Below are 23,605 nucleotides of genomic sequence, written 5' to 3' on the forward strand. Positions count from 1 at the left end.
AGTGCGCTGAGAACGCCTCAGGCGGCGATCTTTTCGGCGGCCTGGGCCTCGATAATGCCCATGACATCGCTTTCCTTCATGATCAGCAGATCTTCACCGTTGATCTTGATCTCGGTGCCGGACCACTTGCCGAACAGAATGCGATCGCCGGGCTTGACGTCGAGCGCCTGGATCTGGCCGGCGTCGTTGCGTGCGCCGGGGCCGACGGCGATAACCTCGCCTTCCTGCGGCTTTTCCTTGGCGGTATCAGGGATGATGATGCCGCCCTTGGTCTTTTCCTCGGAATCGAGCCGGCGGACGAGAATGCGATCATGAAGCGGTCGGAACGACATGTTTTCCTCCAATGGACAAACAATAATGACGTTGTTCCCTGGCCGGACCGGATGACCGGTCCGGGCGGGTGCAAACCTCTGTCGAGCGTTTTGCGCGGAATGATCTGGTTTTGCGGTTTTTCCATTTCAAGGGGGTGGCGAAAAAAATTAGCACTCGCCGGAAATGGCTGCTAACATACTGAGAAGGAACAACAAACACTGTTTCCGCGTTGAGAAACCAGTTGATGGAGGCAAAAATATGCGCCACCTTCTCGTTATCGCGAAACGGAGATGAAGCATGGAATTTTCATCGGACATAGAGCGCCAGCTCAACGGTTACGGCCTTACCACCGCGCACATCCTCTACCGCATGCCGGATTTTGAGTCGGTTCTGCAGACCTATGTCTGGCAGGATTACGATCTCGCCCCCGACTTTCCGGAAATGCACAGATTCCTGGATTTCTGGCAGTCCAAGCTTGACGGGCCGCTGCATTCCGTTCGCTATAGCCACCAGCGGCTGATCGGACCGAACGAATGGCGTCGCGTCACGGGCGAGTTGCGATTGCACTAAATCGAATCCGACAGTCCCAGCAGATGGCTGCGTATCCGCCAGCCATTGTTGCCCATAGGGCCTTACCAACCGCTCTGTATCGCGCGAAAGCCCCAATCAATCGTGATCGGCAGGGCATGGCCAACTCGAGGGTGCCGAAAGGCCTGCCGGCAGCTTGGTCGAGGCATCGCCGCAGGCAAGGTCGATCTGCGCCTGTTCGAGCCCGGCGGCGGCCGAGAGGTCGAGGCCTTCGATGCGGGTCAGGAACATGAAGGCGCGCTCGAAGGTCGCCGGGCCTTCGAAGGTGGCCTTGGAGAGATCGGCGCGGGAGAGATTGGCGAAAGAGAATTTCACCCCCGTCAGCACCGCCTTGTCGAAATCGGCGCGGCCGAGTTCAGCCTTTTCGAAACTCGCGCCGGAGAGCTGGGCGCCGGCGAAATTGGCGCGCTGCAGTTCGGCGCCAGCAAAGGACGCGCCCTCGGCGGCGACTTTGGCGAAGGTGGATCGGTAGGCCTCGATCTTGGCGAAATTGGCGCCTTCGGCGTGTGCACCCTCGAGAGAGGCGCGCACCAGCGTCGCTTTCTCCAGATTGGCGGATTTGACGTTGGCGCCGGCGAGATCGGTCAGCGAGAAATCGGTGCCGAAGAGATTGGCGCCTTCGAGGTCACTGCCCTGCAGCATCAGGTTCTTCTTGGTGCATTCCTGCCAGTCGAGCTTCGGCGAGGCTAGGCTGCCGCAATCGGCGGCCCGTGCGGCAACCGGCGGAAATGCCAAAAGGACGAGGGCAAGGAGACCGAGTGACGATCCGTGCATTGCCATTGAACAGTTCACCCCCATGACGCTTAGATGACGCTTTCAGGCCGCCTTTCGCGAAGCAGCCTTCCATTTCTTACACAGCTCAGACTACAATAAAAAGATGGCGAGCGCCGTTCACAATGGATTGCTGTCCGGCTTTTCTTGGCAGGTGGTATCCACCTTACCTGGCAGGTGGATCAATCCGCCTTGCCGGGCAGGCGAAGCTCCATGCAGGTAAGGTCCAGCCAGCGGCCGAATTTGGTGCCGACCTCGGAAAATCTGCCGGCGATGCGGAAGCCGAGCTTTTCGTGCAGCCTGACCGAGGCGGTGTTCTCCGCCTCGATACCGGCGACCATCACATGGATATTGCCGGCCACAGCACGCGCGATCAATTCCCGCATCAGGCGCTCGCCGATGCCGCCACCCCGGCAATCCTTGTCGACATAGACGGAATGCTCGACCGTGTGGCGGTAGCCGTCGAAGGGCCGCCAGTCGCCATAGGAGGCGTAGCCTGCGACCTTGCCCGACATTTCGGCGACGATGACGGGAAAGCCGCGCGCCTGGCGCGCCCTGAACCATTCCAGCCGGTTTTCGAGATCGACGAGCGTATCGTTCCAGATCGCCGTCGTGTGCTCGACGGCGTGATTATAGATATCGCGAATGGCGGAAAGATCGGCTTCTGTGGCGTCGCGGAGGAGGACAGCGTCAGTCATGATGCTCGGGTTCATATTGTTTGCGAAGGCGGGCATACGCCCCGCCTGGGAAGATGTAAACGGCGGATGCGAAATAGGAACGGCCTCGGGCACATCAGTCGTTCAGAGGCCCGGCGCCGACAGGCTGAAACAGGTGAAGACGGCCGAATAATGCACCGCCGCGGCAGTGACGACAAAACCATGCCAGATGGCGTTCTGGAAGCGCAGCTTCTCCCAGACATGGAAGATGACGCCAAGTGAATAGATGACGCCGCCGATGACGATCAGCAGCATCGAGGCGGCGGGAATGCGCGAGGCGACGGGCTCGGCTACGAGCACGCCGCTCCAGCCCATGGCGAGATAAAGCAGGATGGCAAGACGGTCGAAACGCCCGGGAAAGGCGCATTTCAAGACGATGCCGACGGCGGCAAACAGCCAGATCGCAACCAGCATGAACAAGAGCAGCGGATCGTCGGCGCCACGTTCGAGGAAGGGCGTATAGGTGGCGGCGATCAAGAGGAAGATCGCCGAATGATCGAAGCGGCGCAGATACCATTTCGTGCGCGAGACCGGCCAGGCATTGTAGGAAAAGGAAATGGCGAGCGTCAGCACCAGTCCGACGCCATAGATCCAGGCGGCGGCGAGCGCGCCATAGGAGCTCCAGACGGTGGCGTAGAAGATCAGCACGGTGGCCCCGATCAGCGCCAGCACAAGACCGACGCCGTGGACGATACCGTCGGCGATCAATTCATATCTATCATAAGCCCAGCGAATGCCGTTGAACTCGCCCATGCACGCCAATCCGTTTCATACCCGATTGCAATCGTCGCATCGAACGGACGGGCGCGCAACTGCGGCAAAACGGACGGGCGGTAAATCTTCGTGACAGGCAGCGGGGTGTAAAGTCAAACCTTCTGCCGGTCGACCAGCACCGAGCATTTGGCATGGCGCACGACCCGATCGGCGGTGGCGCCGATGAAGTAGTTGGAAAAATCGGGAACGTGCGAGGCGACGATAATCAGGTCTGCGCCGTGGCTTTCGGCGGCCGAGATGATCGCTTTGGCGGGCGGGCCGTTGCGGATCTCGACAGTTGCCGCAACACCGGCTGCGGCGACCAGAGCTTCCAGTTGCCCGCGGCTGTCCTTCATGACGTCCTCGACCATATTGGCCGGCAGTTCGATCGCGACATAACTCGGCACATCCTCGACGACATTGAGCGCGATGATCTCGCCGCCTGCGTCGAGCAGAGACGCGGCCTTGCGGAGGATTTTTTCTCCCTTGTCGATGCCGCCGAGCGCGATCGCTACGATGATCTTCCTGTACATGGCTTCCCTCCATGACTGAGATGCATAAGTTTCCTCTGATGGAGATATGAGCGCATTGATCGCGATCAAGTGGGCGCAAGGCATCGTCAACATCTGCTCAACGCTTCATCCTCAAAAACAGGTCTTCTGTGAACAATCGGGATGCGCCATATAGCGATCAAGTACGGCAGCCGAGGGGAGATCAGAGGCGAATGAACCGGCGAAACTTCCTCGGCCTTGCCACCGGCGGCATGTTTGCCGCCACCGCCGGTACGCCTTCTATCTTACAGGCCAATTCAGAGGCAGGAGACCCATCCATGACGACCGAAACTTCCTATGCGCTGACGCGGCCCGCCTATATCGACCAGTCGCATCTGGTCGTCACCGACCTCGGTCTGGTTTCCGGCTTCTACCAATCGATGCTCGGCCTGAAGGTGATCGAGAAGACGGCCAGCGGCGAAGTGCTGGGTGTCGGCGATCTTCCTTTGCTGACGCTGACCACCGCAAAGAATGCCATGATCGCGCCGCGCAATGCCGCTGGCCTTTTCCACACCGCCTTCCTGATGCCGGACCGGACCGAACTCGCACGCTGGCTGCGTTATGCGGCACAGAACAACGTCGCGCTCGAGGGCGCCTCGGACCATCTCGTCAGCGAGGCGATCTATCTTTCCGACCCCGAAGGCAACGGCATCGAGATCTATGCCGACCGGCCGCACGAACAATGGAAATTCCATGAGGACGGCATGGTGGAGATGGCGACGCTGCGCCTCGACCTGCAGGCGCTCTACAACAGCGCGCCTGATGAGCGCTGGGACGGCATGGCTGCAGGGACGGCGATCGGCCACCTGCATCTGCAGGTCGGCGATATTCCACAAGCGGACGCCTTTTACCGCGATGTCCTCGGCCTCAAGCTGATGGCGCGTTATCCGGGCGCGAGCTTCTTTGCGAGCGGCGGATACCACCACCATCTCGGCGCCAATATCTGGAACAGCCGCGGTGCCATGGCACGCGCCGGCAATATGACCGGGCTTTCGGACTACAAGATCCGTTTCAACGACAAGGCGACGCTGGATGCGGCGGTCTCCAAGCTCGATGCGCTGGAGATCAAAAGCGAGAAGCGCGACGGCGGCGTATTCCTCAGGGATCCCTGGGGCATCGGCCTGACGCTTTCAGCGTAATTTCCAGGTTACTGCAGGTCAGCCATATCTGTTGCAGGCGCTCACGCCATGGAGCAATGCCGTCGGCGCAAAGACATGCGGCATGCAGCGTACCGGTCGGTCATTCCCGTCACGGAACCGGAACCCTGTCAGCGCGTTTCCGTGAGGAAGCAATGGGGCTTCGGGGACCTCACCGCATGGGTATTGCCAATGGCATCCGCAAACAAGCAAAGAAGATCGCGATCGGCGAACGCCATACCAGCGCCTGGGCACAGTCGCTGAAGGAGGCTGCGGAAGATCTGCCGCCCCCCCCGCTGCACCGTCTGGAAAAGGACGGGCTCGATGTCACCATGGCCTGGGCGATCATCGGCATCTTCGGCATTCTCTTCCTTGCCGCCGTCTATTTCATGTCGCTGATCCTCATCCCGATCACGCTGGCCGTCGTGGTCGGCATGATCCTCGGCATGGCGGCAGAAAAGCTCAGCAAGATGGGCGTGCCGCGGCTTGCCAACGCCTTCATGCTATCAAGCAGCGTGGCGCTGGTGATCTTCCTGCTGATCAACTCGCTCGCCGACCCGCTGATGACACTTGCCAATGAGGGTCCGGCCTTCGCCGAACGCACCATAGACCGCCTGATGCCTTATCTGGAGCGCATCAGATGGCTGCATATCACGCCGGCGACATTCGAAAGCGGATCGATGTCGATCGGTGCGCTGCTCGAAAACACCGGCAGCGTGCTGCACGTGGTGACGACTAACCTGACGCCGGCCCTGATACAGGGGATGATCTTCTTTGCGGCGCTGCTGTTCTTCCTCGCTGGTCGGGTCAACCTGCGCAAGACGATCATCATGACCTTCCGCACCCGCACGCAGCGTCTGGCGGCCATCCGAGTCATCAATGCCGTCGAGCAGGTGCTCGGCTTCTATTTCGCGACGGCCTCGTTGATCTATGTCGGGCTCGGCGTGGTCATGACTGTCATCGCCTATGCCGGCGGGCTGTCGGCCCCGGTGCTCTGGGGCTTCTTCGCCTTCCTGTCGAGCTTCATCCCCTATCTCGGCATCACACTGATGACGCTTGCCGTTGCGGTCGCCGGCATCCTGACCCATGATGGCCTCCTCATCGGCCTGATGCCGGCCGCAGCCTTCTTCACGGTGCATCTCCTCATGGAGAACCTGATCTTCCCGGCGGTGATGGGACGGCGGCTGGAAATCAATCCCTTCGTCGTCTTCCTCGCCATCCTGTTCTGGACATGGATGTGGGGTGCCGTCGGCGCCATGCTGGCGCTGCCGCTTTCGCTGATCGTCATGACTATTATCGACGAATTGCTGATTGAGGAAAAGCCGCAGCCGCAATTGCCGAAATAATCAACCGGGGAAACGTTCGTGGCAGCTGATCTCGATCTCAACGAATCCGATCACGACCAGATGGTCAGCGGCCGTTCTCTCTGGGGAAAAAGCGGCATAAGGCCGGAATGGCGGCCGATCGAGCAGAGCTTTTCCACCGACGTCGCCGTGATCGGCGGCGGCATTACCGGTGCCTTGGTTGCCGAACATTTGACGGCGCGCGGTTTTTCCGTGGCGCTCATTGACCGGGAGGAGCCCGGTTTCGGCAGCACCGCGGCGAGCACGGCGATGCTGCAATGGGAAATCGACAGCACGCTCACCGAACTCGAGGACTATTACGGCTTCGAGCGCGCGGCCGGGATCTACCGCCGCAGCGGTGCCGCGGTCGCCGGCCTTTCCAAGCTGATCGCCGCCAACGGCATCGCCTGCGGCTTCCGGTCGCGCAACACGCTCTATCTGGCCGACGGCCGCGAAGGCGCGCGCGACCTCTTGGAGGAGCGCCAGCTTCGCCGCCGGGCCGGCCTTCCCGGCGTCTATCTCGAACATCCCGATCTCTTTACACAATTCGAGCTCGACCGGGATGGCGCGATCTATTCGCCGGGTTCGGCGGAGTGCGATCCGCTGCATCTAACCTGGGCCTTGATCGAGATGACGGTGCGGCGCGGCGCGCGGCTGGTCAACGCTTCCGTGACCGCGCTTCACAGCGAAGGCGATCACATCACGGCAGAGACCGATGGAGGCCAGGTCATCGAGGCGCGGCATGTCGTGCTGGCGACCGGCTATTCGATGCCGGGTCTCGACATGCCGAAGCTGCACCGCTCGAGTTCAAGCTGGGCGCTCGCCACCGTGCCGCAGGACCCGGCAAATTTCTGGCGCGACAGGGCGCTGATCTGGGAGGATAGCCACCCCTATCTTTACATGCGCACGACGGCTGACAATCGCATCGTCGCCGGCGGCGAGGATGACGAGACGATTGATGCGGAGGCGCGCGACCGCAAGCTGCCGGCAAAGACCATAGCCATCCAGGAGAAGATGAAGCGGCTGTGGCCGAAAGCGGATACGCGGGTGGAACACGCCTGGTGCGGCACCTTCGGCGAGACGGTCGACGGTCTGCCGCTGATCGGCCCGGTCCCGGAGACGCCGCATGTGTTTGCTGCCTATGGCTACGGCGGCAACGGCATTACCTTTTCCTACCTCGCCGCGCAGATGATCGGCGCCATGCTGGCCGGCATGCAACGGGATTGGTTCGAGGATTTTGCGCTCGACAGGGATGGGCCGGGTTTGGCGCGTTTTGGAGAGGGTATGGCGCGGGCCGGGAAGGAGCTGAGGTAAACCTCACATTGACTGTGCCGTGGGGCACACCTCTGGTCTGGCGGCCATCTCCCCCACAAGGGGAGATCGGCAAGAAGCCATGCCTCGCCCTGGTCTAAATCGACGATTCACGTGACGGCCCCTTGTTTAGGGAAGCCACCGCGCCCAGCCAATCTCCCTCCTTGTGGGGGAGATGCCCGGCAGGGCAGAGGGTGGGTGCCCCACGGCACGCCCTCAATCACTCCGTCGTCTTATCGTCGCCGGTATCCTCGACGTCCTGCAAGCGAACGAACTCCGTTCCCTTGGCTTTGAGATCGACAAGCGCCTTCGCCACCCCCTCGCCGGCTGCATGGGTCGGCTGGTTGACGTGGGAGAGGACGACATCGCCGTCCTTGGCCGAGGAGATGCGCTTTTCGGTGATAACAGCACCCAGCAGCGAACCGCCGTCGCCGTTTACGGAATAGCCGGCAATGCGATAGCCCATGGCGCGGATCTCGCCGATGGCGGAAAGATCATATTTGGCTGTCGAGCCGCGGAACCAGTGCGGCGCCGGGATGCCGGCCGCGACCATCGCAGCAGCGCCGCCTTCGACCTCCTGTCGCACCGCCTGCGGCGAGCCGGCAGACGCGATGCCATAGATCAGCGTCGGCGTGTTGACGGCCGGAATATGGTTCTGGCCGTGGTTTTCGAGTTCGAAGAGATCGGGGTTCTGCAGAAACACGGCGACGGCAGCGGGATTGCGCTTCAGCCAGCGCGCCGTGACAAAGATCGTTGCCGGGATGCGTTCACGCACCAGCGTCGACAGGATGCGCTCGTCCGCCTGCCCCATGCAGGCATCGAAGGTCAGAGCAACGCGGGCATGGCCGACGACATTGGAACGCGCGATATGCAGATGCGGCTCGACGAGTCTTGGCGCCGGCGCCTTCGGGGCCGGCCTGACAACTGCCGTGGCCGGCGGCGCTGACGGAATTCCGTCCGCGAATGCAGCGGGGATGCTGACGAGAAGGAACGCCGAAGCGAGCAGGATGCGGTTCATACAATGGGGTTTCTATGATTCGAGCTGCCGATTTTAGCGGCGGCTCTCCCCCGGCGCCATGCGGCCGGATGTCACCGCAGCCGCCCGGACAGGCCAGCATCAATCATAAAGATAATACTTGTTCCACTTCTCGCGCGGCACCTTCTCGCCGATCTCGTAATTGAGCTCGCGCACGTTGATATGCTGCGGACCGGTGATGCAATTGTAGGAGAGATGGTACCAGTCGCCTTTGCTGCGGAAGACAGCGCCCGGCGCGTCCAGCGAATTGTCGCCGAGGATCGGGTCTTTGAAGGTGTAGGCGATCACCTTGTCGGGCTTGAAGCCGGTGCTGTCCTTGTTGATGCGGCTCATCGCCTCGGTGTCGCAGCTCTGTTCCAGGCGGGTCGAGGGATCGAGTTTTTCCAGCTGCTTCTTGATGGCGGGATCAACGGCAAAGGCGGGAGCAGCAAGGCTTGCGAGGGATAGAAACAGGACCAGACGTTTCGGCATTGCGGAGAAATCCCTTACTGTTGTCCATTCTTCACCCTGCCCCGGGCAGCTTGCCGGAGGCTTGGCGTGTGCAAATTTCGCGCGACGAGAGCGGACTTTCTTAAATATTGTGGTGACATCAAGGCAAAATGGGCTGAGCGTCCTCCTTGTCTGTGGAAGGGCACCTGTACCCTTGGCGCACCCTTACCGCTTGATCCGGGGCCAGTGCACCTCTATCTCTTGCCAACCCGACATTCCCACCGGAGCCATTCCTTGTCCGTTTTCAAAAGCCTGCCGACACCGCCTGCCGCACCGAAGAAGCCGATCTCCGATACGCGCCACGGCATCACCCGCACGGACGACTATGCGTGGCTGCGCGCCGACAACTGGCAGGCGATGTTCAAGGATCCGTCGATCCTCGATCCTGAGATCCGCCGCCATCTCGAAGCCGAAAACGTCTATATGAATGCGGCGATGGAAGACACCAAGCCACTGCAGAAGGCACTGTTTGCCGAAATGCGCGGCCGCATCAAGGAAGACGACAGCTCGGTGCCGATGAAGGATGGCGCCTATGCCTACGGCACCTTCTATGTGACAGGCGGCGAACAGCCGCGTTATTTCCGCATCGCCCGCGATGGCAATGTTGCCGACGAGACGATCCGCACGGTGCTGCTCGACGGCGACAAGGAGGCCGCCGGCAAGGCCTATTTCCGCCTCGCCGGCCTCGACCATACCAGCGACCACAGCCGCGGCATCTGGGGCTATGACGACAAGGGTTCGGAATTCTTCACGCTGCAGGTGCGCGACCTCTCGACGGGGCAAGACCTCGAGGACCGGATCGAGAATACCGGCGGCGGCGGCGTCTGGGCGCCTGATGGCAAGAGCTTCTTCTATTCGGCGCTCGACGAGAACCACCGGCCGTCGAAGGTGTTCCACCACATTCTCGGCCGGCCGCAGTCCGAAGACAGGCTGGTCTATGAGGAAGCCGATGCCGGCTTCTTCATGGGCGTCGGCGGCTCGCTGCTCGACGACTTCATCTATATCGACATTCACGACCACGAGACCAGCGAATACCGGCTGCTGTCGACCAAGGACCTCACAGCCGAGCCGAAGCTGGTGGCGGCGCGCGAGGAAGGCATCGAATATTCGCTGACCGAGGGCGGCGACGTCTTCTACATCCTCACCAATGACGGCGGCGCCAAGGATTTCAAGATCATGGAAGCGCCGGTTGATAAGCCGGGCAAGGAAAACTGGCGCGAGGTGGTGCCGCATAAGCCCGGCACACTCATCATTAGCCACATGGCCTATGCCCGCCATCTTCTGTGGCTGGAGCGCAAGGACGGGCTGCCGCAGATCATGATCCGCGACCGGGCAACCGGCGAGGAACATGCGATCGCCTTCGCGGAGGAAGCCTATTCGCTGGGACTGCAGGGCGCGGCCGAATACGACACCGATATCATCCGCTTCTCCTATTCCTCGATGACGACGCCATCACAGCTCTACGATTACAACATGGTGACGCGCGAGCGCACGCTGTTGAAGACGCAGGAAGTGCCGTCCGGCCACAATCCCGACGACTATGTCACCCGCCGCGTCTTTGCCCCGGCCTGGGATGGCGAGATGGTGCCGGTCACCCTGCTCTATCGCAAGGATACCCCGCTCGACGGCAGCGCGCCCTGCCTGCTCTACGGCTATGGCGCTTACGGCATCACCATTCCAGCCGGCTTCAACACCAACTGCCTGTCGCTCGCCGATCGCGGCTTCGTCTATGCGATTGCCCATATCCGCGGCGGCAAGGACAAGGGATTTGCCTGGTACGAAGATGGGAAGATGGACAAGAAGACGAATACCTTCAAGGACTTCGTCGCAGCGGCCGATTATCTGAATCAACAGAAGTTCACCTCTTACGCGAAGATCATCGCCGAGGGCGGGTCGGCCGGCGGCATGCTGATGGGCGCGGTTGCCAACATGGCGCCGGAGAAGTTCGCCGGTCTCATTGCCGCCGTTCCCTTCGTCGACGTTCTCAACACCATGCTCGACGACACTTTGCCGCTCACCCCGCCGGAATGGCCGGAATGGGGCAATCCGATCGACAGCAAGGAAGAATACGAGCAGATCGCATCCTACTCGCCCTATGACAATGTCGGCGCAAAAGCCTACCCGCCGATCCTGGCGCTCGGCGGCCTGACCGACCCGCGCGTCACCTATTGGGAGCCGGCCAAGTGGGTGGCCAAGCTGCGCGACCAGACGACCGGCAGCGCGCCGATCCTGCTCAAGACCAATATGGACGCCGGCCACGGCGGCGCCTCGGGCCGCTTCCAGCGGCTGGAAGAGATCGCGTTTGAGTATGCGTTTGCGATCAAGGTTGCCGGCAAGATGTGAAAGGTGCGGTGGGGCATCACAGAGCTCTGGGAGACAACGAAATGCCCGTCTACATCGCCCTCCTTCGCGCGGTGAACGTCGGCGGCACCGGCGCTCTGCCGATGGCCGAGTTGAAGGCGATCTGCGAAGGCCTCGGCTTTTCCGATGTGAAAACCTATATCCAGAGCGGCAACGTGCTTTTCCGTTCGGATGAGGCGGAAAAGACGGTGGAGGAGCGGCTCGACGAGGCGCTCGGCAAGAAGATGGGCAAGCGGCCAGGCGTGATGGTGCGCAGCCGGAAAGAGCTCGACAAGATTGCCGCCGACGCAGCCTTTCCCCACGCCAAGCCGAATTTCCTGCTCGTCTATTTCCTGCCCGAGAAGGCGCCCGGCGATGCGCTGGAGAAGATGGTGGCCCCCGACGGCGAGGAGGCGAAACTCGCCGGCCGGGAAATCTATGTGCACTATCCCAATGGATCCGGCCGCTCAAGGCTGAAACTGGCGGCGCTGAAGCCTGGAACATCGCGCAACCTCAACACCGTGCGCAAGCTCGCCGAAATGGCGGCGGCGCTGGAGGACGGCGACTGAGGTTGTAAGCGCAATTCCCGACGCAAAGCCGCTTCCCACTTTTGCTGGAGTTGCTTTAGGCCCTCGGCATCTCCGCCACCGGCAGGAAGAGCATTTTCACGAAGGTACGGAGCATCAGCACCTGTTCGGCCAGCGTGTTCGGTTCCTTCAGCGTCTTCGACAAAACGATCCCGCCTTCCAGGACGGAGGACACCATGTCGGCGAGCTGGTCGACGTCGACGGGTTCGCGCGGCGGATAGATCTCCACGATCTCGCGGAGCATGCGGCCGAAACGGCGCCGCCAGGCAAGCACCGCATTCCGGTTGGTCTCCTGTATCTCCCGGTCGAACAACCGCTCGTAATAGCAGACGGTCGCCACGAGGCAGCCGGGATGGCCGTTCGGCAGGTCGGAGAGCAATTCGGACAGCAGCTTCAGGCCGAGCAGGAAGGATTGCAGCGGATCGCCGGTCAGCTCGCGCGCGCGGCTGAAGATCTCGTCGTAGATGCGCTCGTCATTTTCGATGTAGCGGTTGAGCAGCGCCTTGGCGAGCTCGTTCTTGTCCCTGAAGTGATAGAAGAAGCCGCTCTTGGTGATGCCGGTCTCGGCGATCAGTTCCTCGATGGAGGTGCCGCCGAAACCCTTCTGCAAGACCGCCGCTTCGGCCACATCGAGGATGCGGGTCCGCGTTTCCTCGCCCTTTCGCATGTTCCCCTCCTGTACCGGCGGTACAGTTTTCGGTGTTGCACGATCAGATCTGCCTCCGCCCCCGGCAAGATCGGTTGAAGCAAGCGATTGATATCAATCTGCAAAAACCAAAACCGCCGGCAGTATACCGCAAGTCGCCTAGTTTGGCAGCGAATTAAGCGCCAGAACATCACTCATCGACGGCAGCCAATCGGGTGTCGCGAGGGAGAGGCTTCAACAATGGCAAAGTACAGAAACGGTTTACCGCAGCTCAAAGGCGGCACCTTCATTACCGATGGCGGCATGGAAACGACGATGATCTTTCAGGAAGGGATCGATCTTCCGCATTTCGCCGCCTTCGTATTGCTGGCTTCCGAGGACGGGCGGCAGCGCATGCGGAATTACTATCGCCGTTATCTCGACGTCGCACGGCGGCACGGCACGGGCTTCGTGCTCGATACCGCCACATGGCGGGCCAACCCGGACTGGGGGCAGAAGCTCGGCTATACCAGCGAAGCCCTGAAGGCGGTCAACGAGGAAGCGGTCGACCTGCTCGTCGGCTTGCGCAGCGCCTATGAGCGGCCGGAGCAGCCGATCGTCATCAGCGGCGCGATCGGCCCGCGCGGCGACGGCTACAAGGCGGGCGTCATGGATGCCGCCGAGGCGGAAGACTACCACGCCTTCCAGATCGGGGCTTTCGCCGGCACCGAGGCGGATATGGTGAGCGCCTTCACGCTGACCAATATCGACGAGGCGATCGGCGTGGCGCGGGCGGCACAGGCGCTCGGCATGCCCTCGGCCATTTCCTTCACGCTGGAGACGGATGGCCGGCTGGTGACGGGCCGCAGCCTTCAGGAGGCCATCGAGACGACCGACGCGATGACCGGCGGGGCGCCGGCCTATTACATGATCAATTGCGCCCACCCGACGCATTTCGAAACAGCGCTCGATCACGGAAGCGCCTGGGTGAAACGTATATCCGGCATCCGCGCCAATGCCTCGACCATGAGCCATGAGCAGCTCGACAATAGCGAGACGCTGGATGCCGGCGATCCCGAAGATCTCGGCCGCCGCTACCGCAAGCTCATCGACCGCATGCCAGCGCTCAGCGTGCTTGGCGGCTGCTGCGGCACCGACCAGCGCCATGTCGCGGCGATTTGCGAGGCATGCCTGCCGCAGGCGGCGTAACGACCTGAGAGGGAGGAGAGAATGACGATTGGGGGCACGATGATGCGTGAGCACCGCTGGCATGATCTGTGGCTTGCGATCACGGGACGGCAAAGGCGCACTGAGCCTGAGGCGACCGTGGAGGTGGCGCTGCAGGATAGCGATCTCGCCTTCGGGAGCTTCGACGGCCCGATGACCTACGGGCTCGAGGCGGACCGGCGCGAGGGCCGGCCCTTGCGACGCAGGCGGCTGCGGGAGCCGATCGGCTTCTGACGAAAAGAAAGGCGGCGTCAGCCTTTGGCGACGGCGCCTTTCGTCCGTTTGGCCTTGTAGCCGGTGATCTCCTCGCCGGCGGTCGGCGAGAAGCGCAGGTTCCAGAAGGTGGCGGTGATCGAGATGATTGTGACGACGATGAAGGCGGCCGAGAAATCGCCAAGGGCCGGCGTTTCGGCGCCGTTGAAGGCCATAGAGCCGTGCAGCGCCAAGGCGCCGATGCAGATGCCGAGCGACAGCATCAGCTGCTGGAAGGTGGTGTAGAAGCTGGTGGCTGAGCTCATCCGCTCCTTGCTGATCTCGTCATAGGCAATGGTGTTATAGGCGGTGAACTGGAACGACAGGAAGAAGGCGCTGAGCACCAGGACGACGAAGATCAGCGGCATCGGCCAGTCCGGCCGGAAGGCAGCACAGAGGCCATAGCCAATCGTCCCGAGGATGCCGTTGAGGATGAGGCTCCTGCGGAAGCCCAGCCGGCGGAAGACAAACTTCGCCATCGGCTTCATGGCAAGAGCGCCAAGCGCGGTCGCGATGATGATCTGGCCGGCCGCGGCCGCAGACAGGCCGAAGCCGATCTGGAAGAGCAGCGGCAGCAGGAAGGGCTGCGCCCCTTGCGTGATGCGGGTCAGCGAACCGGCGATGACCGACGTGCCGAAGCTCGGCACCTTCATCAGCGAGAAATCCATGATCGGCGACGGGTGCTTGCGGGCATGCCTGAGATAGCCGATGCCGAAAAGCAGGCCGATGGCGATCAGGAAGATCGAGAAGGCGCCCTCCCCTTCATGGCTCGACATTTCAAAGCCGAAGAGCAGCGAGCCGAGCGAGATGCCCGAGAGGATGAAGCCGATCGTATCGAACGGACCGCTTGCCTTGCCCTTCACCTCTTCGATGTAGATCGAGACGAAGATCATGCCGATGATGCCGATCGGCACGTTGATATAAAAGATCCAGCGCCAGTCGAGATAGGTGACGATGAAGCCGCCGAGCGGCGGGCCGACGATCGGGCCGATCAGCGCCGGCACGAGCAGCCAGGACATGGCGCTGACCATATCCTTGCGGTCGACGCTGCGCATCAGCACCAGGCGCCCGACCGGCATCATCATCGCACCGCCGATACCCTGCAGCAGCCGCGCCAGCACCAGGAAGGACAGCGTCGGCGCCAGGGCGCAAAGGATGGAGCCGACGACGAAGACAGCGATGGCCGAGCGGAAAACGGTGCGGGAGCCGAAACTGTCGGCCATCCGGCCGCTTGCCGGAATGAAGATCGCAAGGCTCAAGAGATAGGAGGTCAGGGCGATCGACATGGCCGGGGCGCTGACGCCGAAATCGCGCGCCATGGTGGGCAGCGCGGTCGCAAGCACGGTCGCATCGATATTTTCCATCAGCATCGCACTCGCGACAATCATCGCGATCACCCGGAAATTGGGCGTGGCGCGCCGAACCATCGGCGCCTGGTAAATCTGATCCGACATCGTCCGGGATCACTCGCGGTGGCGCGGCGGAGCACACAAGGCAGCAGGGCCGCGGGGGATGACATGGCGCAAAGCCAAGGGGAGACGATTTGCTATACGCCTGCGTTCATGGCGGCGCTATGTCGTTTATGGCAAAGCTGCTTTGACGAGAGGTAAAGGCAGGTCACGATTCCTTGCATGGGTCTGTTCTTCGTGAAGGTCGTCATCCCCCGGCTTGCGCGGCATGCATCCTAGCCCTACCTATGAACCATGACCTCCGCCCTGCAGATAAACCGGCCCGGCGCGGCCTTTCCGTTCGACAACAGCTATGTCGGCTTGCCGCAGCGCTTCTTTGCGGCCCAAGCGCCGACCGCAGTGGCGGAGCCCTGGCTGATCAAGCTCAACGAGCCGCTCGCTGCCGAGCTTGGGCTCGACGTCGAGGCCTTGCGCCGCGACGGCGCGGCGATCTTTTCCGGCAATCTCGTTCCCGAAGGAGCCGAACCGCTGGCGATGGCCTATGCGGGACATCAGTTCGGCGGCTTCTCGCCGCAGCTCGGTGACGGGCGGGCGATCCTTCTCGGCGAGGTCATCGACCGCAGCGGCAAGCGCTACGACATCCAGCTGAAGGGCGCCGGGCCAACGCCTTTTTCGCGCCGCGGCGATGGGCGGGCGGCAATCGGGCCGGTCTTGCGCGAATATATCATCAGCGAGGCGATGTTTGCGCTCGGCATTCCGGCCACGCGGGCGCTGGCGGCGGTGACGACAGGCGAGCCGGTCTATCGCGAAGAGGTGCTGCCGGGCGCGGTCTTCACCCGCGTCGCGGCCAGCCATATCCGCGTCGGCACGTTCCAGTACTTCGCGGCCAGGGGCGACACCGATGGCGTACGGGCTCTGGCCGACTATGTGATCGACCGGCACTATCCCGCGCTGAAAGAGGCCGAGAACCCCTATCTCGCGCTTTTCGAAGCCGTCTCCGAACGCCAGGCGGCGCTGATTGCTCGCTGGCTGCATGTCGGTTTCGTCCATGGCGTGATGAACACCGACAATATGACCGTCTCCGGCGAGACGATCGACTTCGGCCCCTGCGCCTTCATGGATGCCTATGATCCGGCGACCGTCTTTTCGTCGATCGACCAGCATGGGCGTTACGCCTATGCCAACCAGCCCGGCATCGGCCAATGGAACCTCGCAAGGCTCGGCGAAACGCTGCTGCCGCTGATCGACGCCGAACCCGACAGTGCGGTCGACAAGGCCAATGCGGTGATAAAGAGTTACGGCGAACGGTTCCAGGCGCACTGGCTGGCCGGGATGCGAGATAAGATCGGGCTTGCCAGTGAAGAGGACGGCGATCTCGACTTGGTGCAGGCGCTGCTGTCGCTGATGCAGGCGCAGGGTGCCGATTTCACCCTGGCCTTCCGGCGGCTGTCGGATCTTGCCGGCGATGATGCCGCAGAGCCTGAATTTGCGGCGAGTTTCCGCGAGCCGGAAGCCGGCGGCGCATGGCTTACGCTGTGGCGCGAGCGGCTCTCACGCGATCCACAGACGGCCAGTGAGCGCGCCGTTGCGATGCGCAGCGTCAATCCCGCCTTCATTCCGCGTAATCACCGGGTCGAACAGGCGATCGAGGCCGCCGTCGAGAACGGCGATTTCTCGCTGTTCGAGGCGCTGCTCGCCGTGCTTTCGAAACCCTATGAGGACCAGCCCGGCTTTGCCGCCTATAGGGAGCCGCCGAAGCCCAGCGAACGGGTGCTTGCGACTTTCTGCGGGACGTGAGCGAAAATCCCTAGCGAACCGCAAAGGCCCAAGAAAGCCTCATCGCAGCCTGCGGCAATTGTGGCCGTTGAAAGGCATCTCCTTTGCGCTATCTGGCTGATCGGCGGGACTTTTCCGCCGATCCTTCACCCCGGCTAACCTCAGCGGGAGACAGCCTTATGGCGATCATCGTCACCTCCATCTTCTTCATCATCATCGGGCTCACTCTCGGCGGCGGCGGGCTCTGGCTCGTTACGCTCGGCGGCAGCGTCTTCTATCTGTTCGCCGGGCTGATGTTCCTGATTACCGCCGGGCTGCTTCTGATGCGCAAGGCGGTGGCGCTCTGGGTCTATGCGGTACTCGTCGTCGCAGCACTTGCCTGGGCGATCTGGGAGGTCGGCTTCGACTGGTGGCAGCTTGGGCCCCGCGGCGGCATGATCATCCTGCTCGGGCTCTGGCTGCTGACGCCATGGATCCGCCGGCCGCTCGGCCTGCGCAGCCCGACGGGCATCACCTACGCCGCGAACCCCTGGCCGCTCGCCGTGCCCGTCATCCTCGCCATCCTCGTTGCCCTTTATTCGATGACGACTGACCCGCATGATCTCGCCGGCGAGCTGCCTAAGGATACGGTCGCCGCCAACCCCGCCTTCGGCGGCAGCGTGCCGGATGGAGAATGGCATCAATATGGCCGCACGCCCTTCGGCCAGCGCTATTCGCCACTCGACCAGATCACCGCCGAGAACGTCTCCACCCTCAAGGAAGCGTGGCGATACCAGACCGGCGACGTCAAGCGGCCGGAGGATATCAGCGAGACGACCTATCAGGTGACACCGCTCAAGGTGAAGGACACGCTCTATCTCTGCACTCCGCATAACTGGGCGATCGCGCTCGACGCCAAGACCGGCAAGGAGAAATGGAAATACGACGCCAACTCCGGCATGAACCCCGACCGGCAGCATCAGACCTGCCGCGGCGTCACCTATTATGCCGATCCCGCCGTTGCCGCCGGCCAGCCCTGCGCCGAGCGTGTCTACCTGCCGACCTCCGACGCCCGGCTGATCGCACTCGATGCCGCGGACGGGAAGGTCTGCACCAGCTTTGCCGACCAGGGCGTGCTGCATCTGGAAACCGGCATGCGCTACAACCCGGCCGGCTATTATTACTCCACCTCGCCGCCGGTCGCGGTGGCGGGCAAGATCATCGTCGGCGGGGCGGTGAACGACAATTATTCGACTGAGGAACAATCCGGCGTCATCCGCGCCTTCGACATCAACACCGGCGCGCTCATCTGGAACTGGGATTCCGGTAATCCCGACGTGACGACGCCGCTCGCCGACGGCCAGACCTATACGACCAACTCGCCGAACAGCTGGTCGGTCTTCAGCGTCGACGAGGCACTCGGCATGGTCTACATTCCGCTCGGCAACCAGGTGCCCGACCAGCTCGGCATAGGCCGCAGCGACAATGTCGAGAAATTCTCCTCCTCGATCGTCGCGCTCGATATCGCCACCGGGCAGTTGCGCTGGGTGCGCCAGACGGTGCATCACGATCTCTGGGACATGGACGTGCCGGCCCAGCCGGCGCTGATCGACCTGACGAAGCAGGACGGCACCGTGGTTCCGGCCCTGGTCGGCCCGACCAAACAGGGCGACCTCTATGTGCTCGACCGGCGCAGCGGCGAGCCGATCATACCGGTCAAGGAAGTCCCGGCGCCGGGCGGCGCGATCACCGGCGACCACACCTCGCCGACGCAGCCGATTTCCGACCTCACCTTCTCGCCCGAGCCGCTGAAGGAAAAGGACATGTGGGGCGTGTCGCTGTTCGACCAGCTCGCCTGCCGCATCGACTTCCATCGCTACCACTATGAGGGCCGTTATACGCCGCCTTCGCTCAAAGGGACGATCGTCTATCCCGGCAATTTCGGCACCTTCAACTGGGGCTCGGTGGCGGTTGATCCGGAGCGGCAGATCATGTTCGGCATGCCGACCTATCTCGCCTTCACCTCGCGCCTGGTGCCGGCTGCCGATATTCCGCCGAGAGGCCAGGACGAGAAGGGCAGCGAACAGGGGCTGAACCGCAATGACGGCGCGCCCTACGGCGTCTTCATGGGTCCCTTCCTCGGTCTCCTGCAGATCCCCTGCCAGGCGCCGCCCTGGGGCTATGTCGCCGGCGTCGATCTGCGCACCGGCAAGATCGCCTATATGCACAAGAACGGCACCGTGCGCGACATGACGCCATTGCCCCTGCCCTTCAAGGTGGGCGTTCCCGGCATCGGCGGGCCGATGCTGACCAAGGGTGGAGTTGCCTTCCTGGGGGCCGCGGTCGACAACTACCTGCGCGCCTATGACGTGACGAACGGCAGAGAGCTCTGGCAGGCGCGGCTTCCCGCCGGCGGCCAGGCGACGCCGATGACCTATACGGCTGATGACAACAAACAATATGTCGTCATGGTCGCCGGCGGCCACGGCTCGGTCGGCACGACGCCCGGCGATTACGTGATCGCCTATACGCTGCCTTGATGGCTCAAGGCTCTTCGGTTCGCGCCAATGGCAGCCCCACACCCTAACCCCCGCTCGCGGGGAGAGGGGACGTGTCAAAGGCGGCGCCGCGGTAGGAGGAAGCCGGTGCGGCATGTCCCTTCGCCCCGCGCGCGGGGAGAAGGTGCCGGCAGGCGGATGAGGGGCTGTTCTCAGCGATTGCATACACTCGCGGGAAACCCGCTTCAGCTTTCTCCAGTTCAAACCATCTCGACGATCATACGCCCAACCTCGGCAAAGACTGGGTTGAGCTCCTTCGCCGACGCGGTCGCCTCGGCGATGTAGACGGCTGCGACGATAGGGCCGCGATCCGGCGGCCAGATCACCGCGATATCGCCGAGAGAGCCATTCGGGCCGGTGCCGGTCTTGTCGCCGACCTTCCAATCGGCCGGCAGGCCGGCCCTGAGCCGCTCCTTGCCTGTCGTGCTCGCCACCAGCCAGGCAATCAGCCTGTCTGAGGAGGCCTCGGCCAGGACCGAGCCGAGCGTCAGGTTGCCGAGCGTGTCGAGCATCGCATCCGGTGTCGTCGTATCGCGCGGATCGCCCTTCCTGCCCTCGTTCAACGTTGGCTCGGTGCGGTCGAGACGCGTCGTGCCGTCACCGATCGAGCGCAGCCAATCGGTCAGCCCCGCCGGACCGCCGAAACTTTCGAGCAACAGGTTGCCGGCCGTATTGTCGCTGACCGTCACCGCCGCCTCGCAGAGTTCGGCAAGGGTCATGCCATCGGTTCCGGCGTGTTTTTCGCTGAGCGGCGAATAATCGACGAGCTTGTCCTTGCCGTAGCTCACCCGCCGGTCGAGGTTCTCCTCGCCCTTGTCGGCACGGGCAAGCACGAAAGCCGCGGCCAGCGCCTTGAAGGTGCTGCACATCGGAAAGGACTCGCTGCCGCGATAGCCGAAGGAGATGCTCGTCTCGGTATCGAGCACCGAGACGCCGAGACGGCCGCCGGTGCGTTTTTCCAATGCGGCAAGGCGGTGTTCGATATTGTCGTCGCCCTCGCCGGTATTCTCCTTGGCCCCTTCCTCGGCACTGGCGGGAAGCGCCAGCGCAGGTAGGCAAAGGGCCGAGCCGAGCAGCGTGCGGCGGGTCAAACTGAGATCCATGAAATCCTCCGGCGGTGAGGCGCACAGAGCTAAAGGGCGATTGCGGCGGCATCTGGTTCCCGCGGCGGTTCTAGAGCCTTTCCGGGTTAGATTGCAGCATTCTGCCGGAGCAGGTTTTCGTCAGGGCAGAGGCGATTGGCGATGGGCATACCCCTTGGTACGTCCGAGCCGATCGCCTCTGCCCTGGCGGAAAGATGCCCGGCCCTTCGGGTTGGCTGAAACGGGCCGGCTGATCGACCGGCCGGCTTGGCCGTAGAGCTGACTACGACGCGCGCCGGCCGGTCGACCATCCGACTCCGTTTGAGCCAACAGAATGCTTCAAGCTAACCCGGAAAGGCTCTAACTGGCGAACCCGGAAATATCCAGCTAGAAGAAGCGATATCTTCAATGGGCTACAACAGTGTCTCAGGAAACGGTCGCTCCATCTTCCAAACCGCGCGCCCTTCCTATGGCGTTTGGTGGCGGTGGAATTATTGGCGCTCTCGGGGGCTTGATCGGCCTCGGCGGCGCCGAATTTCGGCTGCCGCTCCTGATCGGGCTTTTCAACTTCGCTGCGCTCGAAGCGGTCATTCTCAATAAGGCCATGAGTCTCGTTGTCGTTGCATCCGCCCTGCCGTTCCGGGCAGCAACGGTACCTTTTGGAACGATTGCCGGGAATTGGCCGGCCGTAGTCAATCTCCTTGCCGGAAGCTTGCTGGGCGCATGGTTCGGAGCAGGATGGGCAACACGGCTGAAATCGGAAACGCTATACAAGGTGATTGCAGCGCTGCTCGTCGCAATCGCTATCGTCTTGGTCATTGGCCATGATGCGACAGCGGGTCAGCCTTTCCTGACTGGAAATGCCCAGATGATTGCCGGCGTTGTCGCGGGCTTCGTCATCGGGATTGTCGCATCCCTACTCGGCGTGGCGGGAGGCGAGCTGCTGATTCCGACGCTGGTGCTGCTCTTCGGTGCGGATATCAAACTCGCCGGCAGCCTCTCCCTGGCCGTGAGCCTGCCGACAATGCTGGTTGGCTTCACGCGGTATAGCCGGGATCAGAGTTTTTCGGTTCTCGGTCGCAACAAGACCTTCTTGTTGGTGATGGCTGCGGGATCGATCGTTGGAACCTTCATCGGCGGGCGGCTGCTCGGCCTCGTGCCGAATGGTCTTCTGCTTCCAGCCCTCGCCGTGATCCTTCTGATTTCGGCTGTGAAGGTTTGGCGGCACCGATAGTTATCCCCACCGCGACCTTATCATCCGCCCACACCGATCAGGCAGCGCGCGTGACCTCAACCGTCACATGCGACAGCTCTTCCAGCGCCGAAAGCCTGCCTTTGTAGAAAGCCGGGTCGCGCGGCTGCGAGGTGAGGACGGCGACGATTGCGGCATGATGGCCGGGGCCGACCTGCCAGACATGCAGATCGGTGATCCGGTCGTCCTCCGTCTCGATGGCGCCGCGGATTTCCGCGGGCAGCGTCTCGCCTTCGGGAACGACATCGAGAAGAACGCCGCCCGAGGATCTCATCAGGCTCCAGGACCAGTTGGCGATGACCAACCCGCCGACGATGCCCATCAGGGGATCGAGCCAGAGCCAGCCGTAAAGACTGCCAAACGTCAGCGCCGCTATTGCGAGCACGGAGGTCAGGGCATCGGCGATGACATGCAGATAGGCGGCGCGGATATTGTTGTCGCCGGTCTTTGCGTGGTGGGCATGGTCGCCATGGCCGTGATGGGCGTGGGCATGATTGCCATGCCCGTGATGATGATGATGGCCATGGTAATGGTGCGCATGATTGCCATGCGCGACATGGCCGCCGCCGGCAAGCAGCCAGGCGCTTATCAGATTGACGGCAAGGCCGATGACTGCCACGGCGATCGCCTGGGTAAAGCCGATCGGCACCGGATTTGAAAGGCGCAGCAGGCTCTCCCATGCCATCAGCAGGGCAATCAGCGCGAGGACGATGGCGCTGGCGAAGCCGGCGAGATCGCCGAGCTTGCCTGTGCCGAAGGTGAAACGTGGATTGCGTGCCTGCCGGCGGGCGAAGAGATAGGCGAGTGCGGAAATCAGCAAGGCGCTCGCATGGGTCGACATGTGCCAGCCATCGGCGACCAGCGCCATGGAGCCGTAGATGGTGCCGGCAGCGATTTCCGCCACCATCATTACTGCCGTCAGCGCGATCACCAGCCAGATGCGCCGCTCATTGCGCGCATGATCGGTGCCGAGGAAGACGTGATCGTGTTCCAGGGCATCAATTCCAGCTTTGTCGATTCCGGCACTCATGACAGGCTCCTTCGTCGCCGCGCTTAGAGCGGTTCAGCTTTTCATGGAAACGCAGAACCCCTCTAAGCTTTCGGTTTTGCGCAATTCCTGGGAAAACCGCTTCACACTTTTCCTGGAATTGCTCTAGCGGATATAGGTTCTCAACACTTCCGATATTTCCTCGACCGCCTCGACCCTCGCCGCATCGTCAGCGGCATTCAGCACATGTTCGCGCAGGTGATCGTCCAGCACCTCGCCGGTCAGCCCGGTCAGGGCGCCGCGGATCGAGGCGAGCAGCTGCAGGATTTCGCCGCAGGGGCGCTCGGCCTCGAGCGCGCGCTCGACCGCCTCCATCTGCCCCTTCAGGCGGCTGATGCGGGCGACGAGCTTCTTTTTCTGCAGGGTGGTGTGGGACATGATTGGTTCTCATATAGCATAGGGGGGTATACTATCAAGAGTGAAGCTGGGGCTCAAAGCTTGTGATGGGCTTGATCCGCCATTGA

Annotated in this window: 23 protein-coding genes; 11 read left to right on the forward strand and 12 right to left on the reverse strand. The window is 62.4% G+C overall.

What is annotated here, in order from left to right; translation table 11 throughout:
• Nucleotides 1-17 precede the first annotated feature (17 nt).
• The gene (locus G9X64_RS00200) at nt 18-332 is read right to left on the reverse strand and encodes a co-chaperone GroES (RefSeq protein ID WP_168316756.1); all 315 of its coding nucleotides are present in this window, start codon (nt 330-332) and stop codon (nt 18-20) included.
• Nucleotides 333-609: 277 nt separating this feature from the next.
• Here G9X64_RS00200 and G9X64_RS00205 point away from each other — a divergent pair, with 277 nt between their 5' ends.
• Nucleotides 610-882 carry an usg protein gene (locus G9X64_RS00205; protein ID WP_168312273.1) on the forward strand — a complete coding sequence of 91 codons (273 nt, stop codon included), beginning with the start codon at nt 610-612 and terminating at the stop codon, nt 880-882.
• Between the two features lie 96 nt (nt 883-978).
• Here the strand turns inward: G9X64_RS00205 and G9X64_RS00210 are convergent, their stop codons facing one another.
• The 4 genes from G9X64_RS00210 to G9X64_RS00225 form a co-directional block, all read right to left on the reverse strand.
• Nucleotides 979-1,680, reverse strand: a complete 702-nt coding sequence (locus tag G9X64_RS00210; protein ID WP_168312274.1) for a pentapeptide repeat-containing protein — start codon at nt 1,678-1,680, stop codon at nt 979-981.
• A gap of 173 nt (nt 1,681-1,853) precedes the next feature.
• Nucleotides 1,854-2,405, reverse strand: coding sequence for a GNAT family N-acetyltransferase (locus G9X64_RS00215; RefSeq protein WP_168312275.1), 552 nt, complete (start codon nt 2,403-2,405; stop codon nt 1,854-1,856).
• Between the two features lie 66 nt (nt 2,406-2,471).
• Nucleotides 2,472-3,140 carry a PAQR family membrane homeostasis protein TrhA gene (gene trhA / locus G9X64_RS00220; protein WP_029875311.1) on the reverse strand — a complete coding sequence of 223 codons (669 nt, stop codon included), beginning with the start codon at nt 3,138-3,140 and terminating at the stop codon, nt 2,472-2,474.
• Between the two features lie 113 nt (nt 3,141-3,253).
• Nucleotides 3,254-3,673 carry a universal stress protein gene (locus G9X64_RS00225; protein ID WP_168312276.1) on the reverse strand — a complete coding sequence of 140 codons (420 nt, stop codon included), beginning with the start codon at nt 3,671-3,673 and terminating at the stop codon, nt 3,254-3,256.
• Between the two features lie 191 nt (nt 3,674-3,864).
• On the opposite strand from G9X64_RS00225, the gene G9X64_RS00230 reads away from it, so the two are divergent.
• From G9X64_RS00230 to G9X64_RS00240, 3 genes are all read left to right on the forward strand, one after another.
• Nucleotides 3,865-4,830, forward strand: a complete 966-nt coding sequence (locus G9X64_RS00230; protein ID WP_171375751.1) for a VOC family protein — start codon at nt 3,865-3,867, stop codon at nt 4,828-4,830.
• 176 nt (nt 4,831-5,006) lie between these two features.
• Nucleotides 5,007-6,173, forward strand: coding sequence for an AI-2E family transporter (locus G9X64_RS00235; RefSeq protein ID WP_168312278.1), 1,167 nt, complete (start codon nt 5,007-5,009; stop codon nt 6,171-6,173).
• A gap of 18 nt (nt 6,174-6,191) precedes the next feature.
• Complete coding sequence (locus G9X64_RS00240; RefSeq protein ID WP_168312279.1) at nt 6,192-7,484, forward strand: NAD(P)/FAD-dependent oxidoreductase; 1,293 nt, start codon at nt 6,192-6,194, stop codon at nt 7,482-7,484.
• A 217-nt stretch (nt 7,485-7,701) separates the two neighbouring features.
• Here the strand turns inward: G9X64_RS00240 and G9X64_RS00245 are convergent, their stop codons facing one another.
• Together G9X64_RS00245 and G9X64_RS00250 are read right to left on the reverse strand one after the other, a co-directional pair.
• The gene (locus tag G9X64_RS00245) at nt 7,702-8,499 is read right to left on the reverse strand and encodes a polysaccharide deacetylase family protein (RefSeq protein ID WP_168312280.1); all 798 of its coding nucleotides are present in this window, start codon (nt 8,497-8,499) and stop codon (nt 7,702-7,704) included.
• Between the two features lie 99 nt (nt 8,500-8,598).
• Nucleotides 8,599-8,988 (reverse strand): DUF930 domain-containing protein, encoded by a 390-nt coding sequence (locus tag G9X64_RS00250; RefSeq protein ID WP_168312281.1) that lies wholly within the window; start codon nt 8,986-8,988, stop codon nt 8,599-8,601.
• A gap of 252 nt (nt 8,989-9,240) precedes the next feature.
• Here G9X64_RS00250 and G9X64_RS00255 point away from each other — a divergent pair, with 252 nt between their 5' ends.
• Both G9X64_RS00255 and G9X64_RS00260 read left to right on the forward strand, forming a co-directional pair.
• Nucleotides 9,241-11,349: a S9 family peptidase gene (locus G9X64_RS00255; protein ID WP_168312282.1), complete on the forward strand. Its 2,109-nt coding sequence runs from the start codon at nt 9,241-9,243 to the stop codon at nt 11,347-11,349.
• Nucleotides 11,350-11,390: 41 nt separating this feature from the next.
• Entirely contained in the window at nt 11,391-11,915 is a 525-nt protein-coding gene (locus G9X64_RS00260) for a DUF1697 domain-containing protein (protein ID WP_168312283.1), read from the forward strand.
• 55 nt (nt 11,916-11,970) lie between these two features.
• Here the strand turns inward: G9X64_RS00260 and G9X64_RS00265 are convergent, their stop codons facing one another.
• The gene (locus G9X64_RS00265) at nt 11,971-12,600 is read right to left on the reverse strand and encodes a TetR/AcrR family transcriptional regulator (protein WP_168312284.1); all 630 of its coding nucleotides are present in this window, start codon (nt 12,598-12,600) and stop codon (nt 11,971-11,973) included.
• Nucleotides 12,601-12,819: 219 nt separating this feature from the next.
• Between G9X64_RS00265 and G9X64_RS00270 the strand changes: the two genes are divergently transcribed.
• Nucleotides 12,820-13,767, forward strand: coding sequence for a homocysteine S-methyltransferase family protein (locus tag G9X64_RS00270; protein WP_168312285.1), 948 nt, complete (start codon nt 12,820-12,822; stop codon nt 13,765-13,767).
• Nucleotides 13,768-13,788: 21 nt separating this feature from the next.
• The gene (locus G9X64_RS00275) at nt 13,789-14,019 is read left to right on the forward strand and encodes a hypothetical protein (protein WP_168312286.1); all 231 of its coding nucleotides are present in this window, start codon (nt 13,789-13,791) and stop codon (nt 14,017-14,019) included.
• A 17-nt stretch (nt 14,020-14,036) separates the two neighbouring features.
• On the opposite strand, the gene G9X64_RS00280 is transcribed toward G9X64_RS00275, so the two are convergent.
• Entirely contained in the window at nt 14,037-15,491 is a 1,455-nt protein-coding gene (locus G9X64_RS00280) for an MFS transporter (protein ID WP_168312287.1), read from the reverse strand.
• Nucleotides 15,492-15,740: 249 nt separating this feature from the next.
• Between G9X64_RS00280 and G9X64_RS00285 the strand changes: the two genes are divergently transcribed.
• Both G9X64_RS00285 and G9X64_RS00290 read left to right on the forward strand, forming a co-directional pair.
• Nucleotides 15,741-17,243: a protein adenylyltransferase SelO gene (locus tag G9X64_RS00285; protein WP_168312288.1), complete on the forward strand. Its 1,503-nt coding sequence runs from the start codon at nt 15,741-15,743 to the stop codon at nt 17,241-17,243.
• A gap of 158 nt (nt 17,244-17,401) precedes the next feature.
• Entirely contained in the window at nt 17,402-19,741 is a 2,340-nt protein-coding gene (locus tag G9X64_RS00290) for a glucose/quinate/shikimate family membrane-bound PQQ-dependent dehydrogenase (protein ID WP_168312289.1), read from the forward strand.
• 218 nt (nt 19,742-19,959) lie between these two features.
• Here G9X64_RS00290 and bla read toward each other — a convergent pair whose 3' ends face one another.
• Nucleotides 19,960-20,862 carry a class A beta-lactamase gene (gene bla / locus G9X64_RS00295; protein WP_168312290.1) on the reverse strand — a complete coding sequence of 301 codons (903 nt, stop codon included), beginning with the start codon at nt 20,860-20,862 and terminating at the stop codon, nt 19,960-19,962.
• A 448-nt stretch (nt 20,863-21,310) separates the two neighbouring features.
• Here bla and G9X64_RS00300 point away from each other — a divergent pair, with 448 nt between their 5' ends.
• Nucleotides 21,311-22,075 carry a sulfite exporter TauE/SafE family protein gene (locus tag G9X64_RS00300; protein WP_168312291.1) on the forward strand — a complete coding sequence of 255 codons (765 nt, stop codon included), beginning with the start codon at nt 21,311-21,313 and terminating at the stop codon, nt 22,073-22,075.
• A gap of 37 nt (nt 22,076-22,112) precedes the next feature.
• Here the strand turns inward: G9X64_RS00300 and dmeF are convergent, their stop codons facing one another.
• Both dmeF and dmeR read right to left on the reverse strand, forming a co-directional pair.
• A complete protein-coding gene (gene dmeF / locus G9X64_RS00305; RefSeq protein WP_168312292.1) occupies nt 22,113-23,123 on the reverse strand; it encodes a CDF family Co(II)/Ni(II) efflux transporter DmeF in 1,011 nt (336 codons plus the stop codon).
• A gap of 123 nt (nt 23,124-23,246) precedes the next feature.
• Nucleotides 23,247-23,519, reverse strand: coding sequence for a Ni(II)/Co(II)-sensing transcriptional repressor DmeR (gene dmeR / locus G9X64_RS00310; protein ID WP_168312293.1), 273 nt, complete (start codon nt 23,517-23,519; stop codon nt 23,247-23,249).
• Between the last annotated feature and the right edge of the window lie 86 nt (nt 23,520-23,605).

The sequence above is a fragment of the Rhizobium sophorae genome, from assembly GCF_013087515.1.
In the GTDB taxonomy this organism is placed as follows: Bacteria; Pseudomonadota; Alphaproteobacteria; order Rhizobiales; family Rhizobiaceae; genus Rhizobium; species Rhizobium sophorae.